We start from the raw sequence: 15,883 nt of genomic DNA, 5'->3' as shown, positions 1-15,883 counted from the left end.
GGGAATGCGATGCGGAAAACAGGCCTGCAAAGCAAAACGGCCGGGACTAGTCCCGGCCGCCTTGAAAACTCATGAACCTGATGCGGATCAGGCAAACCCCGCCTGATGCGCCTGCTGGTCTGCGTGGTACGAACTGCGCACCATCGCGCCCACGGCAGCGTGGGTGAAGCCCATCTTGTAAGCCTCTTCCTCGAACATCTTGAACGTATCCGGATGCACGTAGCGCAGCACCGGCAGGTGATGGTTCGACGGCGCCAGGTACTGGCCGATGGTCAGCATGTCGATGTCATGCGCGCGCATGTCGCGCATGACTTCCAGGATTTCCTCGTCGGTCTCGCCCAGGCCCACCATCAGGCCGGACTTGGTCGGCACGTCGGGGTTGCGGCGCTTGAATTCCTGCAGCAGCTTGAGCGAGTGCGCGTAGTCCGCGCCCGGTCGGGCCTGCTTGTACAGGCGCGGCACGGTTTCCATGTTGTGGTTCATCACGTCAGGCGGGCAGGCCTGCAGGATGTCCAGCGCCTTGTCCAGGCGGCCGCGGAAGTCGGGCACCAGCACTTCGATGCGGGTGTCGGGCGACAACTCGCGCGTCTGCGAGATGCAGTCGACATAGTGCTGGGCACCGCCGTCGCGCAGGTCGTCGCGGTCGACGCTGGTGATCACCACGTAGTTCAGCTTGAGCTGGGAAATGGTGCGTGCCAGGTTGCCGGGCTCGTTCACGTCCAGCGGATCCGGGCGGCCATGGCCGACGTCGCAGAACGGGCAGCGTCGCGTGCACTTGTCGCCCATGATCATGAAGGTCGCCGTGCCCTTGCCGAAGCATTCGCCGATATTTGGGCAGCTGGCTTCCTCGCACACCGTCACCAGGTTGTTGGCGCGCAGGATGTCCTTGATCTCGTAGAAACGCGAATTGCCGGTGGCGGCCTTCACGCGGATCCAGTCCGGCTTCTTGAGCTTTTCAGCCGGCACGATCTTGATGGGGATGCGTGCGGTCTTGTCGGCCGACTTCTGCTTGCGGGTCGGGTCGTACGCCTCCGCGGGGGACTGCGGGACTTCGCTGGAAGATGCGATCGGGGCGATCAGGGCGTCGCTCATACATTTCTCCGCACGCGCTCAGCGTGCATTTCGCTTTTGACTAGGAGGCCAGGGCCGGGTCGGCATTCACGTCGGCGGCTTCAGCCGCCAGCACGCGGGATTCGTGCGCTGCCAGCACTTCGCACAATGCAGCCGCCAGGCGCTGTGCGATGTCAGGTTGTCTTGCCGCGGTCACGGGCAACGGCGCGCCATCGGCATCCGCCACCGGGCAGGTGGCGCCCGCGGTAGCCATGTCGACCGTTTCCAGTCCGGCATAGCCGCAGGGGTTGATGCGCAGGAACGGCGACAGGTCCATCTGCACGTTGAGGCTGACGCCGTGGTAGCTGCAGCCGTTGCGGATCTTGAGGCCGAGCGCGGCAATCTTGGCGCCCTGGTGCGGCCCGTCGGACAGGTAGATGCCGGGGGCGCCGGGCTTGCGTTCGGCTGCGAGATTATACGCCGCGAGCGTGTCCAGCACTGCCTGCTCGATGGCATGAACCAGCTCGCGCACCATCAGGTGGCGGCGGCGCAAATCGAGCAACAGGTAAGCCACCACCTGGCCTGGACCGTGATAGGTGATCTGGCCGCCACGATCGATCTGCACCACGGGGATGTTGTCATCAGGCGACAGCAGGTGTGCGGGATCGCCCGCCTGGCCCAGCGTGTAGACCGGCGGGTGCTCGACCAGCCAGATCTGGTCAGGCGTCTCGGGGGAGCGTGCGGCGGTGAAAGCGCGCATCGCGTCGAAACACGGCTGATAGTTCTCGCGGCCGCGTTCGATGATCTGAATCGGATGCATGGCGAGAGTGTAACGAAAAGGGCCGGCTTGTGCCGGCCCTGCCCTGCCCTGCCCCGCCACTGTCAGCCTTGCGGTGCGGGGGAATCGTCGGCTGCGTCACGCGACCAGGCCAGGCGCAAGTGCGCGCGGCGCCGGTGTGACGCGGACAATGCCCCATCCGCTTCCACGTCGGCTTCAGGATGCGGCGGCCTGGTCCTGGTTAGGTGTCCATTCTGTGCCTCGAACCAGCCGGCGCAGGCTGCGGTACACCAGGTGCGGCACGTCGGCCAGCGCCAGCGCCGGACGGCGTGCTTCGGCGATCAGCGCCAGGCGTACCGGTTCCTGCGCGCGCGGGTCGATGCTGACCACCACCTCGTCGCCGGAGCGGAGCAACAGGCTGCCGCCACAACGCAGCCAGTAGTCCTCCGAATCGCCTTCGCGCGTCAGCCATACGTCCATGCCATTGGCTTTCTCGACATGCAGGCGCTGGGCGGCGTGTACCGACAGTGCGGTGACTTCGCCAGGATTCAGGGTGAACACGGTCGTTGTGAGCACGGTTTTCATCGAAGTTCTCCGTTCAGCCGGCCGGGGGCACTTGCGCCACGCTGTCGCTTATGGGCAACGAATCCACGAAAACTGGCCCGGCAAGGGGACCAGGCCAGTTAAATCCTGTGGAATACGCCGTTAAGTGAATCGCGACAGCGGGGGCCGGTGAAGGAATATTAGTGATTGCCCGGACACTATCAAAACGATATATTTTCTTTGTTCTTGTTAGTCAAACTCACATACACCCGACTTCACCGGAGGCAGCCATGGCCTGGAAGAGCGCCTGGGAAAAGGACCTGCCACGCGGCTGGCATCGCGAACTGCCGCGCCTGCCGGCACTGACCGCCCTGCGTGCGTTCGAGGCGGCGGCGCGCCATGAGAGCTTTTCGCGCGCGGCGACGGAGTTGTTTGTCACCCACGGCGCGGTCAGCCACCAGATCCGCGCGCTGGAAGACGAGCTCGGCCTGCCGCTGTTCGAGCGCCACGGCAAGCGCGTGGCGCTGACCCCTGCGGGCCGCGTCTACGCGGAGCGCGTGCGCGACGCGCTGCTGCAGATCGCCGATGCCACGCGCGTGCTGCAGGCCGGCAACCGCGACAAGCGGCTGACCATCAGCACCATGCCCTCGTTCGCCGCGCGCTGGCTCACACCGCGCATCGGCAGCTTTATCGAGCGCCATCCGGAGCTGGATGTCGAGTTGCTGTCGTCGAACACGCTGGTCAACTTTGCCCACGAGGAGGTCGATATCGCGCTGCGCATGGGCAGCGGCGACTATCCCGGCCTGTACGTGGAAAAGCTGCTCGACGACGTCTTCTTCCCGATGTGCAGCCCCGGCTTCAATGGCGGCCGGCTGCCGCAGAAGCCCGAGGAGATGGCCGGCCTGCCGCTGCTGCGCGGCGAGGGCGATCCGTGGAAGCCGTGGTTCGAGGCCGCCGGGCTGGACTGGCCCGAGCCGCGCAAGGGCCTGCTGATGGAAGATTCGTCGCTGCTGCTGCAGGCCGCGTCGGAGGGCCAGGGCATCGCGCTGATCCGCTCCTCGCTGGCCTACAACGACCTGCTGGCGGGGCGCGTGGTGCGGCTGTTCGATGTCAGCATCCCGTGTCCGTGGCTGCTGTACTTCGTGTGCGCGCCGGGGTCGCTGAACCTGCCCAAGGTGCAAGCCTTCCGCAGCTGGCTGATGCCGGAGATCGAGCGCTTCCGCGAGGTGCTGGCGCAGTGGGAGTGAGCTAGTCTCCGGCTTCGTCGGATTCGTTGGTTTCGCCAGCCTCGTCGGCGGGCGCTTCCGGCGCAGGCGCCGGGCGCCGTCCCGCGCGCGGGTGCGCCTTGTCGTAGACCCGCGCCAGGTGCTGGAAATCCAGTGCGGTATAGATCTGCGTGGTCGAAATGCTGGCATGCCCGAGCATCTCCTGCACCGCGCGCAGGTCGCCCGACGACTGCAGCACGTGCGTGGCGAACGAATGCCGCAGCATATGCGGATGCACGTCGGCCGGCACGCCGGCGCCCAGCGCCTGCTGCTTGAGCCGCAGCTGCACCGTGCGCATCGACAGCCGCTGCCCGCGCGGCCCCAGGAACAACGCGTGCGCATCTTCGGGCGCCGCGCCCGGACGCAGCAGCGTGTCGCGCACCGCGATCCAGGCGCGCAGCGCCTCGATGGCCTTGCTGCCGACCGGCACCGTGCGCCGGCGCGCGCCCTTGCCGGTCACCGTCACTTCCGCGCCAGCCAGGTCGAGCCAGCCGCTGGACCGGTAGCCGTCAACGTCGGCATAGCGCAGGTCCAGCTGCACCAGCTCCGACAGCCTCAGCCCGCTGGAATAGAACAGTTCATATACCGCACGGTCGCGCAGGGCCTGGCCATCCGTGCCGGCGGTGTGGGCAACCAGCGCCACCGCATGCTCGACCGACAGCGCCTTGGGCAGCGCATGGCCGGAGCGCGGCGCGCGCACGCCTTCGACCGGATTGACCGTCACGCCATGGCCATGCCGCGCCGCCCACTGGTAGAAGCCGCGCCACGCCGACAGCGTGCGGGCGATGCTGGTGCCGACCAGCCCGCTGCCGTGCAGCCGGGCGGCAAAGTTGCGGATATGGTGTGTCTGCAGCGCCAGCAACGCGACGCCGGGCGCGTAGCGCGCGGCATGCGCCTGCAGCACGCGCAGGTCGCGGCTATAGCTGGCAAGCGTATGGTCGGCCAGCTTGCGGCTGCCGCGCAGCCAGTCGAGATAGCGTACCACCAGCGGATCGGCCGGCGGATCGGCCGGCACGGACGCGCCGTCATCCGCCGGCGCGGGAGCGGGCTGGCGCGGCGGCCGGCGTGCGCTCACGGCATCGGCCTCAGTCGCGCAGGCGGTTCAGCGCGGCCCCGGCGACTTCGCCGATCTGCGCCAGGTAGGCGGTGCCCATGCCTTCATGGAAGCGGCGCGGGTCGGGTGATCCCAGCACCAGCAGGCCGAACGCGGCGCCCTGCACATCGGTGCCGGCCTCGGCAGCGCGCACCGGCACGCGCAGCGCCACCATCGCCAGCGAGACGATATCGTCGCGCTCCAGCAGCGCCGCCGCCTCGAAGCCGCCGTTGGCGCCGCAATACGGTGCGCGCAGGCCTTCGGCAAACAGGCGCATATCTTCGCTGGCGCCCTGCGCGACTTCCATGTGGGCGTACTGTCCGGACACGCTCCACAGCCTGAGCGCCACGGCCGGCACGTCGAACACCTGCTGCAGGCCGTCCTGCACGGCGTACGGCAGCGCGTGCGAATCGGCCTCGGCCAGCAGCCGCAGCTGCCAGTCGTGCAGGCGCTGCTGGGTGCGGTCGTTGTCGTGGCCATGGCGCACCAGGTCGGCCAGGCGCAGCTCCAGGCCCTTGTTCTTCTCGCGCAGGATTTCCATCTGGCGCTCCTGCAGCGACACGGCGCGGTGGCTGTGCGGGCTGGTCAGCTGCACGGCGGCCAGCAGCTCGGCGTGCTCTTCGAAGAATTCGGGGTGGCTCTGCAGGTAGGCGGCAACGTCTTGGGCGTTCATGGGGCTTGGACCGGTAGAGGAAGATTGGGTGGCAGTTTAGCAAAGGGGGGCGTCGCCCCCCCTTCCTGTGCCGCCCGCGCTACGTCTGGATCAACCGCTTCTGGCGCGAAATGCTCAGCAGGATACCGATGCCCGCCCCCAGCGTCACCAGCGCGGTGCCGCCATAACTCATCAGCGGCAGCGGCACGCCCACCACCGGCAGGATCCCGCTGACCATGCCCATGTTGACGAACGCATAGGTAAAGAAGATCAGCGTGATCGACCCCGCCAGCAGCCGCGAGAACAGCGTCGGCGCATTGGCTGCAATGAACAGGCCACGGAAGATCAGCAGCAGGTACAGCACCAGCAGCAGCGCATTGCCGATCAGGCCGAACTCCTCCGAGTAGACCGCGAAGATGAAGTCGGTGTGCTTCTCGGGAATGAATTCAAGATGGGTCTGCGTGCCCTTCAGGAAGCCCTTGCCCTCGACCCCGCCCGAGCCGATCGCGATGATCGACTGGATGGTGTGGAAGCCCTTGCCGAGCGGGTCGCTGGTCGGGTCAAGCAGCGTGCACACGCGGTGCTGCTGATAATCGTGCAGCACCGGCCAGTTTACGCCCGGCGCGCAAATGTCGTTCTGGAACGTGATCAGCAGCGTGATCGCCACCACCAGCAGGCCCATCAGCGGCAGGATCAGCTTCCACGACAGTCCGGCGAAGTAGATCACGTACAGGCCCGCCGCCATCACCAGCAGCGCGGTGCCCAGGTCAGGCTGCTTGGCGATCAGGCCGACCGGGATCAGCAGCAGCCCCAGCGCCACGATGAAGTCGAACCACCTGATCACGCCCTCGCGCTTCTGGAAGTACCACGCCAGCATCAGCGGCATCGAGATCTTCATGATCTCCGACGGCTGGATCACCATGCCGACATAGAGCCAGCGGCGCGCGCCCTTGCGGATCAGGCCAAACATGGCCACCGCGATCAGCAGCGCCACGCCGATCGTGTAGATCGGCACCGCCACGCGCATCAGCGTCTGCGTGGGCAGGTAGGCAATCACGAACATCACCACGTACGACAGCAGGATGTTGCGCAGCTGGTCTTCGACGCGGCCCGGCATGTCGATGGCGGCCGAGTACAGCGCGACGATGCCGGTGGCGAACAGCAGGAAGACGATCAGCGAAAGCGGCTTGTCAAAACCGGTCAGCGCGGTCTTGATCAGGGAGATGACGCGGCGGCGATCCATGCGCGTCTCCTTCAGCGGGTGGCGTCGGCACCGCTGGCCGCCTTGGCGGACACGGGCTTGACGCGAGGTTTGGGCGCGGGCGCCCTGGCGGGCTGCACGGCGGGGGCGGAGGCCGGCTGCGGCGCGGGCTTGCTATGGCCAAGGGCCTGCAGCATGCGCTGGTCCAGCGTCTCCACGGCCGAAGCTGGCGCGATTGCCCCGGCGTTCAGCGCGGCGGCGATGGCCTCCGGCGTCACCGGCTGCGCGCCGGAGGCCGCGGCCACGGCGCTGGCGGCGGCGCCGCTGGCGGGGGCGGCACCGGACGACATCACCGTGGCGCTGGCAATGCTGGCGGTCTGGCCGGTGGTGAACACGCTCGGCGTATCCACCGGCGGGCGGCCCGCCACGCGCTCGCCGGCCGGCGGCGCCATCGCCTCCAGCTCGGCCGGCCACTTGCCGGTCAGGTAGTAGTCCATCAGCTTGCGCGCGATCGGCGCGGCCACCGCGGCGCCGAAGCCGGCGTTCTCGACGATCAGCGCGATCGCGATCTTCGGCTGGTCAGCCGGCGCGAACGCGGTGTACAGCGAGTGGTCGCGCTTGTGCTCGGCCAGCGCATGGTGGTTGTACTTCTCGCCCTTGGACAGGCTGTAGGTCTGCGCCGTGCCGGTCTTGCCGGCCGATTCGTACGAGGCGCCGGCGAACACGCGCGCCGCGGTGCCGGAGTGCGTCACCGCCACCATGGCGCGCTTGATCACGTCGATGTCGGCCTGCTTGAGCGGGATCGTGTAGCTTTCCTTGGGCACCGTCAGCGTGCGCTTGCGTGTGACCGCGTCCTCGACCGCCTTGACCAGGTGAGGCTTCATCACCTTGCCGTTGTTGACGATCACCGAGGTGGCCTGCGCCAGCTGCAGGATGGTGAAGCTGTTGTAGCCCTGGCCGATGCCCAGCGAGATGGTCTCGCCGTCATACCACTTCTGCTGCTCGGGCTTGCGGTAGGCCTTGCGCTTCCACTCGGTCGACGGCAGGATGCCGCGGCTTTCGCCCTCGATGTCGATGCCGGTGATCTGGCCGAAGCCCAGCGGCTTCATGAAGTCATGGATGCCGTTGACGCCCATGTCGCGCGCCAGCGCGTAGTAGTAGGTGTCGCACGAATGCACGATCGACGCCTGCATGTCGACCCAGCCGTGCCCGCCCGGCTTGTCGTCGCGGAAGGTGTGGTTGCCCAGCGTGAAGAAGCCCGGATCCGACATGCCCCAGGCCGCGGTGCGCTTGCCCGTGGTCAGCGCCGCCAGCGCCATGAACGGCTTGTAGGTCGAGCCCGGCGGATACGTGCCGCGCAGCGGGCGGTTCAGCAGCGGCTTGTCGGGCGAGCCGTTGAGCTCGTTCCAGGTATTGGTATCGATGCCCTCGACGAACAGGTTGGGATCGAAGGTCGGCTTGGAAACGAACGCCAGGATATCGCCGGTGGCCGGCTCGATCGCCACCAGCGCGCCGCGACGGTCGCCATAGAGCGCCTCGGCCAGCTGCTGCAGGCGGATGTCCAGCGACAGGATCAGGTTGTTGCCCGGCGTGGCGGGCGAGGTCGACAGCGTGCGGATCGGGCGCCCGCCGGCGCTGACTTCCACTTCCTCGAAGCCGGTCAGGCCGTGCAGCTCGGTCTCGTAGCTCTGCTCCAGGCCGATCTTGCCGATGTAGTTGCTGCCCTTGTAGTTGTCGGCGTCCTTGCGCGGATCGTATTTGGCGCTGTCGGCGTCGTTGGCCTCGTCCATGGCCTCGATCCGCTCCTGGTCGCGCTGCGAGATGCGGCCCAGGTAGCCGATCACGTGCGAGGCCGACTCGCCCAGCGGGTACTGGCGGAACAACCGCGCGCGCACGTCCACGCCGGGGTAGCGGAAGCGCTGCGCGGAGAAGCGCGCCACTTCCGCATCGGTCAGCTGGCTGCGGATCGGCAGGCTTTCAAAGCTGCGCGACTCTTCCATCAGCCGCTTGAAGCGGCGCCGGTCGCGCGGCTGGATTTCCACCAGCCCCGACAGGCCCTCGATGGTGTTGTCCAGCGTATCGGTCAGCTTGGACGGCGTGATCTCCAGCGTGTAGGCCGAATAGTTGCGCGCCAGCACGATCCCGTTACGGTCCATGATGATGCCGCGATTGGGCTCGATCGGCGCCACCGAGATGCGGTTGTCCTCGGCCTTGGCCGAGTACTGGTCATGCTTGTACCACTGCAGCCACAAAAAGCGCGTGAACAGCAGGCCAAAGCAGATCACCGTGAACAGGGCCGCGGCCGCCACGCGGATGCGGAAGCGGCCGATTTCCAGTTCGACGTTGCGGATTTCGGTCATGGTACTGCGCGGGGCCTGTTAGGGATGAGTGGCGTCAAATCCGGGCGTCAGATCGGACGCGTCTCGTCGACATCGCTCGAACGGCGCTGCGGCGCCAGCAGCAGGCTGGTCGCCAGCGGCCACAGCAGCGCCTCGATCGCCGGCGCCAGCAGCAGCTGCCAGCCGGGCAGCGGCGCGCCCATCGCCAGGCGGATCAGCACCGGCACCGCGTGCGCGATGAACAGCAGCGGCAGCACGTGCAGCGCCTGGGTGTAGACCGTGAACCACAGCACGCGGCGGTGGATGGTGATGGCAAAGTAGGCCAGCAGCGTATAGGCCAGCGCATGCTCGCCCAGCAGGCGCGCGTCATGCACGTCCATCAGCAGGCCGAGCGCAAAGGCCACGCCCATGCCCACCTTGCGCGGCTGGTGGATGTTCCAGAACACCAGCACCAGCGCCACCATGTCGGGGATCCACAGCGTATCGCCCCACGGCATCAGGTTGAACAGGAACGCCAGCACGAAGCTGAGCGCGATAAACGCGGGATTGACCGGCCGCAGCAGGTATTGGGGGTTGGTCACCGTTGGCCCTCCTTGGCGTCCCTGGCCTCTTTGGCGGAAGGTGCCTTGGCCGCCGCGGCGCTGGCCGCGGCCGCGCGCGCGGCGGCGGACTTCGCGCCCTTGACCGGCGCCTCGGGCCTGGACTCGACGGTCTCGCGCGGCGGGATGGCAGAGTCGTAACGCACTACCAGCAGCTGACGGTGCGCGCGCACGCCGGCCACCGGCTCGCAGTAGATGCGCGAGAACGCGGTGTCGGCCTTGCGCTCGATATGGACGATCTTCGCCACCGGCAGCCCCGGCGGGTAGGTCCCGTCCAGCCCCGACGTCACCAGCAGGTCGCCCTGCTGCAGGTCGGCGGCGGCGGCCATGAAGCGCAGGTCCAGCTGGCCCGCGCGCGCGCCGCCGAAGGCCACGCTGCGCAGGCCGTTGCGCACCACCTGCACGGGGATCGCCTGGTCCTTGTCGGTCAGCAGCGTCACCTCGGACTGGAACGGCGACACGCGCGTGACCTGGCCCACCACGCCGCGCTCGTCGATCACGGGGTAGCCCGCGCGCAGGCCTTGCTGGCTGCCCTTGTCGATCACGATGCGCTGGCTGTAGGGGTCGCGCGCGTCATAGAGGATCTCGGCCGCCGTCACCGGCGTGGCCGATTGCCGGGCCAGCCCCAGCAGCTTGCGCAACTGGTTGTTCTCGGCCTCGAGCTGCGCCTGCCGCACCGAGGCCTCGGCCTGCTGCACGGCGTTCTCGCGCAGCTCGCGGTTCTCGGAGGCGAGGATGGCCGAAGACTGCGCGTAGTCGAACGCGGTGCGCAGCGCGTCGCGCGGCACCAGCACCAGGCGCTCGACCGGCATCAGCACGGTGGCGGCCACCTGCCGGCCCACGCTGAGCGCGTTGAAACGGGCGTCGACCACCAGCAGCGCCAGGGCGATGCCCACGTAGAGCACCAGCCTGGCGACAGCCGAGGAGCCTTGCTTGAAGAGCGGCGGAGGAGAGTAATCCATTTACCCGAACGCAGGCCGGTGCACGCATGCGAATGCCGCAAACACCGCGCCGCCCGCGGTGCCGCGCCCGGAGGGGGCACGGCGCCGCAGGGCGGCGGGCGTTGCCGGGGCGATCCCCCGGCCGATGCGGCGCCGCGACACAGCCCTGATCCAACGATCCGGCAGGCCGCGCATCGCCACGTGCAGTTCCTGGTGCTTACTCGTAGGAGAAGATGCTGCCCAACTTGTCCATGCGTTCCAGCGCCATGCCGGAGCCGCGCACCACGCAGGTCAGCGGGTCTTCGGCGACCAGCACCGGCAGGCCGGTTTCCTCGGCCAGCAGGCGGTCCAGGTCGCGCAGCAGCGCGCCGCCGCCGGTCAGCATCATGCCGCGCTCGGCGATGTCGGCGCCCAGTTCGGGCGGGGTCTGTTCCAGCGCGATCTTCACCGCCGACACGATCTGGTTCAGCGGATCGGTCAGGGCTTCCAGGATTTCGTTGGACGAAACGGTAAAGGCGCGCGGGATGCCCTCGGACAGGTTGCGGCCCTTGACTTCCATCTCGCGGACTTCGGAGCCCGGGAAGGCCGAGCCGATTTCCTTCTTGATCGCTTCGGCGGTCTGCTCGCCGATCAGCATGCCGTAGTTGCGGCGGATGTAGTTGACGATGGCCTCGTCGAACTTGTCGCCGCCGACGCGCACCGATCCCTTGTAGACCATGCCGCCCAGCGAGATGATGCCCACCTCGGTGGTGCCGCCGCCGATGTCCACCACCATCGAGCCCGACGGCTCCGACACCGGCAGGCCGGCGCCGATCGCGGCCGACATCGGCTCCTCGATCAGGTACACCTGGCTGGCACCGGCGCCCAGGGCCGATTCACGGATGGCGCGACGCTCGACCTGGGTCGAGCCGCACGGCACGCAGATGATGATGCGCGGGCTCGGACGCAGCAGCTTGCTGTCGTGCACCATCTTGATGAATTGCTTGAGCATCTGCTCGGTGACGGTGAAGTCGGCGATCACGCCGTCCTTCATCGGACGGATCGCTTCGATGTTGCCCGGCACCTTGCCCAGCATCTGCTTGGCTTCCTTGCCCACCGCCGTGATCGTCTTCTTGGCGTTGGGACCGCCTTCCTGGCGGATCGCGACGACCGAGGGCTCGTCCAGCACGATGCCCTTGTCGCGCATGTAGATCAGCGTGTTGGCGGTGCCGAGGTCGATCGCCAGGTCGTTGGAGAAGTAGCTGCGGAGAAATCCGAACATCAGGAATCCTGTCTGTGATGGTGTTCGCGGGTAGGCGAAGCGGCCGGCGCCGCGGGCGGCCCGGCCACGAAGTACTTGGGTGTTGAATACGGAACGGTTCTCGGCTTCCCGGCCCGCCCACGCTCCGGCGCAGGTGCCCGGCCGGGGTGCTGGATTGGAGTCGGGGTCGGCGCCGCTGCCGGCATGCCGCGCGGGCCAGCCCTACGGGAACCTTTGATTAGGCCTCGCGAAAAAGTTCGCGACAATGCGCACGAAAATGTGCAGGCACCGGCGCGTCAGGACCCGTTGAATTCGGGCTGTCGTGGCCGGTGGCAAAGGCCTAATCAGAGGACCCAGGTTCGCCCTTCGGGCACCTTCGGCCGCCAGGCACGGCGGGCCAGCCGGGGACCGGCTTGCGGCAAAGTGACGAAGGCGTTGCCAAAGGTCGGGAGCACGCAATGATACCTTATAATTCCTGCTGCTTCGGGCGTTTACGGCCTGAAAAACCCTGTAATTCCGACGACTCCGTTGCGCCGTTGCAGCGCTCCGGAGACGCCTTGTCCGACCGCGCGACGTCACCGCCGCACGGCCGGCCGCCGGCCGCTGCCGGCACCTCCGCATCCGAGCATCCGAACCACCACGCCATGGCCCTCGACCTATCCGACGTCAAGCGCATCGCCCACCTGGCCCGCATCGAAACCAGCGATGCCGAGGCCGAACAGACGCTTGCGCAGCTGAACAACTTTTTCTCGCTGGTCGAGCAGATGCAGGCGGTCGACACCACCGGCATCGAACCGCTGGCGCACCCGCTGTCGGCCGTCCGCGACATGGTGCAGCGCCTGCGCGACGACGCGGTCACCGAGAACGACCGCCGCGACGATTACCAGCGTCCCGCCCCGGCCACCGAGAACGGGCTGTACCTGGTGCCCAAGGTCATCGAGTGACCTGCGCCGGCCGCGCGCGTTGCCGAACCTGGCGAACCTCGCAGGGCCTTGCCGCGCCTGCCGCCCCAGCCAGTACGCCACCCCGAATGCCAACCCGACTGTCATGCCCTTTTCCGCTGATTCCGTAACCTCCCTGCGCCAGCTCGCCGACGCCCTGGCCGCGCGCACCGTCTCCGCCGAGGAACTCGCGCGCGAGTACCTGTCCCGCATCGAACAGGCCGCCGCGCTCAACGCCTTTATCCACGTCGACCCCGAGCGCACCCTGGCGCAGGCGCGCGCCGCCGACGAGCGCCGCGCGCGCGGCGAAGCCGCGCCGCTGACCGGCGTGCCGGTCGCGCACAAGGACGTGTTCGTCACCCGCGGCTGGCGCGCCACCGCCGGCTCGAAGATGCTGGGCAGCTACGAAAGCCCGTTCGACGCCACCGTGGTCGAACGCATGGCCGCCGCCGGCATGGTCACGCTGGGCAAGACCAACATGGACGAATTCGCGATGGGCTCGTCCAACGAGAACTCGCATTTCGGCCCGGTGCAGAACCCGTGGGACACCAGCCGCGTGCCCGGCGGCTCGTCGGGCGGCTCGGCCGCTGCCGTCGCCGCCGGCCTGGCGCCCGCCGCCACCGGCACCGACACCGGCGGCTCGATCCGCCAGCCGGCGTCGTTCTCGGGCATCACTGGCATCAAGCCGACCTACGGCCGCGTCTCGCGCTACGGCATGATCGCCTTCGCCTCGTCGCTGGACCAGGGCGGCCCGATGGCGCATTCGGCCGAGGACTGCGCGCTGCTGCTCAACGCCATGGCCGGCTTCGACCCCAGGGACTCGACCAGCATCCCGCCGGAGCAAGGCGGCGTGGACGAGGACTACACCCGCCTGCTGGGCCAGCCGCGCGCCGGCGCCAGCGCCGAGCGCCCGCTGGCGGGCCTGCGCATCGGCCTGCCGAAGGAGTACTTCGGCAAGGGCCTGTCGGCCGACGTCGAGCAGGCCGTGCGCGCCGCGCTGGCCGAGTATGAAAAGCTGGGCGCCACGCTGGTCGAGGTGACGCTGCCCAAGACCGAGCTGTCGATCCCGGTGTACTACGTGATCGCGCCGGCGGAGGCTTCGTCGAACCTGTCGCGCTTCGACGGCGTGCGCTACGGCCACCGCGCCGCCGAGTACCGCGACCTGCTCGACATGTACAAGAAGACCCGCGCCGAAGGCTTCGGCGCCGAGGTCAAGCGCCGCATCATGGTCGGCACGTACGTGCTGTCGCATGGCTACTACGACGCCTACTACCTGCAGGCGCAGAAGATCCGCCGCATCATCGCCGACGACTTCCAGCGCGCCTTCGCCCAGTGCGACGTGATCATGGGTCCGGTGGCGCCGACGGTGGCCTGGAAGCTGGGTGAGAAGACCTCGGACCCGGTGCAGATGTACCTGGCCGATATCTTCACGCTGTCGACCAGCCTGGCCGGCCTGCCCGGCATGAGCGTGCCGTGCGGCTTCGGCGATGGCAACATGCCGGTCGGCCTGCAACTGATCGGCAACTACTTCGACGAAGCGCGCCTGCTGCAGACCGCGCATGCGTTCCAGCAGGCGACCGACTGGCACCTGCGTCGCCCCGCCAAGGCCTGAACCATGACCCCGAACTTCCTCCGGCTGCTCGCCGCCCTGGTATTCGCCACGCTGGTGGCGGGCTGCATCCAGCTGCCGATCATCGGCAAGCCCACGCCCATCGCCAGCCGCGACATCGACCTGGCCGGCGACTGCCGCCGCACCGAGGAAGACGGCTTCCGCGAGGACGCCCAGCTGCGCGTCTCCGACAACACCGTGCAGCAGCTGTCGTGGAAGCTGTGGGTAGGCCGGCGCGGCTCCTGCACCTTCAACCTGGCGGACTTCCGCCAGGTTCAGAAGAAGCCGCATATCGAGCTGCGCGCCAACGACGGCAGCGGCTGCAAGCTGATGGTCTGGCAGGACCCGCGCCGCGTCACGCTGGCGCATGCCAACTGCCAGCAGCGCTGCACGCCCGGCATCTATGAACAGGCCTGGCCCGTGATGTTCGAGCCCGGCAGCGGCGGCTGCGCCGCCACGCGCTGATACCGCGACCGCCATGCCGCGCACACCCGCTTTCCGGCCCCAACCCGACAGCGCCATCCGCGCCGCGCGCCGCACTGCGGCAGCGGTGCTGGCGTTCGGCCTGGTTGCATGGTGGGGCGGCGCCGCGGCGCATACACCCGACCTGCCGGCGCCGGCGCTGGTGCAGCCGCCGCTGCTGTCGCCGGCCGGCGCGCTGGCGCCCGGCACGGTGACGCGCCAGGGAGCCGCGCCGGCAACGGCAGCCCCGAGCTCGGCTCCTGTGCCCGCGCAACGCGTGCTGCTGCGCGGCGACGCGGCCACGCCGGCGCTGACCGCCTACTGGTTCGTGCCGCGCGAAGGCGCCACGCCGCGTGCGCTGCCGGTAGTGGTGGCGCTGCATGGCTGCGGCGGCCTGCTGTCCCCGCACGATCCCATGGGCACTGTGGCCGCGGATTACGGCGCCGACGCCTCGGCGCTGCTGCAGCAGCGCTACCGCGAGTACGCCCAGTGGCTGACCGCGCGCGGCTACGCCGTGCTGATGCCGGACAGCTTCAGCGCCCGCGGCAAGCCGCATGGGATCTGCACCGAGCCGATCGACAACCGCGGCATCGACGACCGCACGCGCCGCGCCGATGCGCTGGCCGCATTGCGCTGGCTCGGCAGCCAGCCGGGCGTCGACCCCGCGCGCATCGTGCTGCTGGGCTGGTCCAACGGCGCGCAGGCGGTGCTGGCCACCGTCGACGCCAGCCGCCCGTGGCCGGCCGGCACGCCGCAGGTGGAACGCGCCGTTGCGTTCTATCCCGGCTGCAAGCGCGCGGTGCGCCAGCACGATTACCGGCTGCGCACGCCCATGCTGCTGATGATCGGCGGCGCAGACGACTGGACGCCCGCGACGCGCTGCGCCATGCTGCAGTCCGCCGTGCTGGCGCGCCAGCCCAACGCGCGCTTCCGGCTCGAGATCTTCCCCGGTGCCCATCACGGCTTTGACGGCACCAGCGAGCTGCATGTCCGCCACGACGTGCCCGCTGCCGGCAACGGCGGCGTCGTGCGCAAGGCGCGTGCGGTTACCGTCGGCGGCGACGCGGTGGCGCGCGCCGCGGCGCTCGCGCAGCTCGATTCCTGGCTCGCCAGCCCCGACCCTTGAGACCTCACCGAGACCGCACCGAGGCCACACCGGGGCCCGCAGCC

General features: G+C 68.6%; 15 protein-coding genes. 5 read left to right on the top strand and 10 right to left on the bottom strand.

Annotation, left to right across the window (positions count from 1 at the left end):
- Positions 1–87: 87 nt before the first annotated feature.
- From lipA to J8I82_RS19210, 3 genes are all read right to left on the bottom strand, one after another.
- A complete protein-coding gene (lipA, locus tag J8I82_RS19220) occupies positions 88–1,092 on the bottom strand; it encodes a lipoyl synthase (protein ID WP_209760297.1) in 1,005 nt (334 codons plus the stop codon).
- A gap of 40 nt (positions 1,093–1,132) precedes the next feature.
- The gene (lipB, locus tag J8I82_RS19215) at positions 1,133–1,870 is read right to left on the bottom strand and encodes a lipoyl(octanoyl) transferase LipB (protein ID WP_209760295.1); all 738 of its coding nucleotides are present in this window, start codon (positions 1,868–1,870) and stop codon (positions 1,133–1,135) included.
- 174 nt (positions 1,871–2,044) lie between these two features.
- Positions 2,045–2,413 (bottom strand): DUF2917 domain-containing protein, encoded by a 369-nt coding sequence (locus J8I82_RS19210; RefSeq protein ID WP_029047785.1) that lies wholly within the window; start codon positions 2,411–2,413, stop codon positions 2,045–2,047.
- Positions 2,414–2,661: 248 nt separating this feature from the next.
- On the opposite strand from J8I82_RS19210, the gene J8I82_RS19205 reads away from it, so the two are divergent.
- Positions 2,662–3,618: a transcriptional regulator GcvA gene (locus J8I82_RS19205; protein ID WP_209760293.1), complete on the top strand. Its 957-nt coding sequence runs from the start codon at positions 2,662–2,664 to the stop codon at positions 3,616–3,618.
- A gap of 1 nt (position 3,619) precedes the next feature.
- On the opposite strand, the gene J8I82_RS19200 is transcribed toward J8I82_RS19205, so the two are convergent.
- The 7 genes from J8I82_RS19200 to J8I82_RS19170 all read right to left on the bottom strand — a co-directional run bounded on the left by J8I82_RS19200 (position 3,620) and on the right by J8I82_RS19170 (position 11,722).
- Positions 3,620–4,711, bottom strand: coding sequence for a tyrosine recombinase XerC (locus J8I82_RS19200; protein WP_431831558.1), 1,092 nt, complete (start codon positions 4,709–4,711; stop codon positions 3,620–3,622).
- 10 nt (positions 4,712–4,721) lie between these two features.
- The gene (locus J8I82_RS19195; protein WP_209760291.1) at positions 4,722–5,402 is read right to left on the bottom strand and encodes a DUF484 family protein; all 681 of its coding nucleotides are present in this window, start codon (positions 5,400–5,402) and stop codon (positions 4,722–4,724) included.
- Positions 5,403–5,481: 79 nt separating this feature from the next.
- Entirely contained in the window at positions 5,482–6,624 is a 1,143-nt protein-coding gene (gene rodA, locus J8I82_RS19190) for a rod shape-determining protein RodA (protein ID WP_209760289.1), read from the bottom strand.
- A gap of 11 nt (positions 6,625–6,635) precedes the next feature.
- Positions 6,636–8,942, bottom strand: a complete 2,307-nt coding sequence (mrdA, locus tag J8I82_RS19185; RefSeq protein ID WP_209760287.1) for a penicillin-binding protein 2 — start codon at positions 8,940–8,942, stop codon at positions 6,636–6,638.
- Positions 8,943–8,989: 47 nt separating this feature from the next.
- On the bottom strand, positions 8,990–9,502 hold the full coding sequence (mreD, locus tag J8I82_RS19180) for a rod shape-determining protein MreD (RefSeq protein WP_209760285.1): 513 nt from the start codon (positions 9,500–9,502) through the stop codon (positions 8,990–8,992).
- Entirely contained in the window at positions 9,499–10,482 is a 984-nt protein-coding gene (mreC, locus tag J8I82_RS19175; RefSeq protein WP_209760283.1) for a rod shape-determining protein MreC, read from the bottom strand. Before mreC ends, mreD begins: the two co-directional genes overlap by 4 nt.
- Positions 10,483–10,678: 196 nt before the next feature.
- A complete protein-coding gene (locus J8I82_RS19170) occupies positions 10,679–11,722 on the bottom strand; it encodes a rod shape-determining protein (protein WP_008648066.1) in 1,044 nt (347 codons plus the stop codon).
- 623 nt (positions 11,723–12,345) lie between these two features.
- Here J8I82_RS19170 and gatC point away from each other — a divergent pair.
- From gatC to J8I82_RS19150, 4 genes are all read left to right on the top strand, one after another.
- Positions 12,346–12,645: an Asp-tRNA(Asn)/Glu-tRNA(Gln) amidotransferase subunit GatC gene (gatC, locus tag J8I82_RS19165; RefSeq protein WP_029047793.1), complete on the top strand. Its 300-nt coding sequence runs from the start codon at positions 12,346–12,348 to the stop codon at positions 12,643–12,645.
- 103 nt (positions 12,646–12,748) lie between these two features.
- On the top strand, positions 12,749–14,254 hold the full coding sequence (gene gatA / locus J8I82_RS19160; RefSeq protein ID WP_209760281.1) for an Asp-tRNA(Asn)/Glu-tRNA(Gln) amidotransferase subunit GatA: 1,506 nt from the start codon (positions 12,749–12,751) through the stop codon (positions 14,252–14,254).
- Positions 14,255–14,257: 3 nt separating this feature from the next.
- Entirely contained in the window at positions 14,258–14,716 is a 459-nt protein-coding gene (locus tag J8I82_RS19155; RefSeq protein ID WP_209760279.1) for a hypothetical protein, read from the top strand.
- Positions 14,717–14,729: 13 nt separating this feature from the next.
- Positions 14,730–15,839 (top strand): dienelactone hydrolase family protein, encoded by a 1,110-nt coding sequence (locus J8I82_RS19150; protein WP_209760277.1) that lies wholly within the window; start codon positions 14,730–14,732, stop codon positions 15,837–15,839.
- Positions 15,840–15,883: the final 44 nt, after the last annotated feature.

The organism is Cupriavidus consociatus (assembly GCF_017814975.1).
GTDB classification, from domain to species: Bacteria; Pseudomonadota; Gammaproteobacteria; order Burkholderiales; family Burkholderiaceae; genus Cupriavidus; species Cupriavidus consociatus.
This window is presented reverse-complemented; position numbering and strand designations above follow the sequence as displayed.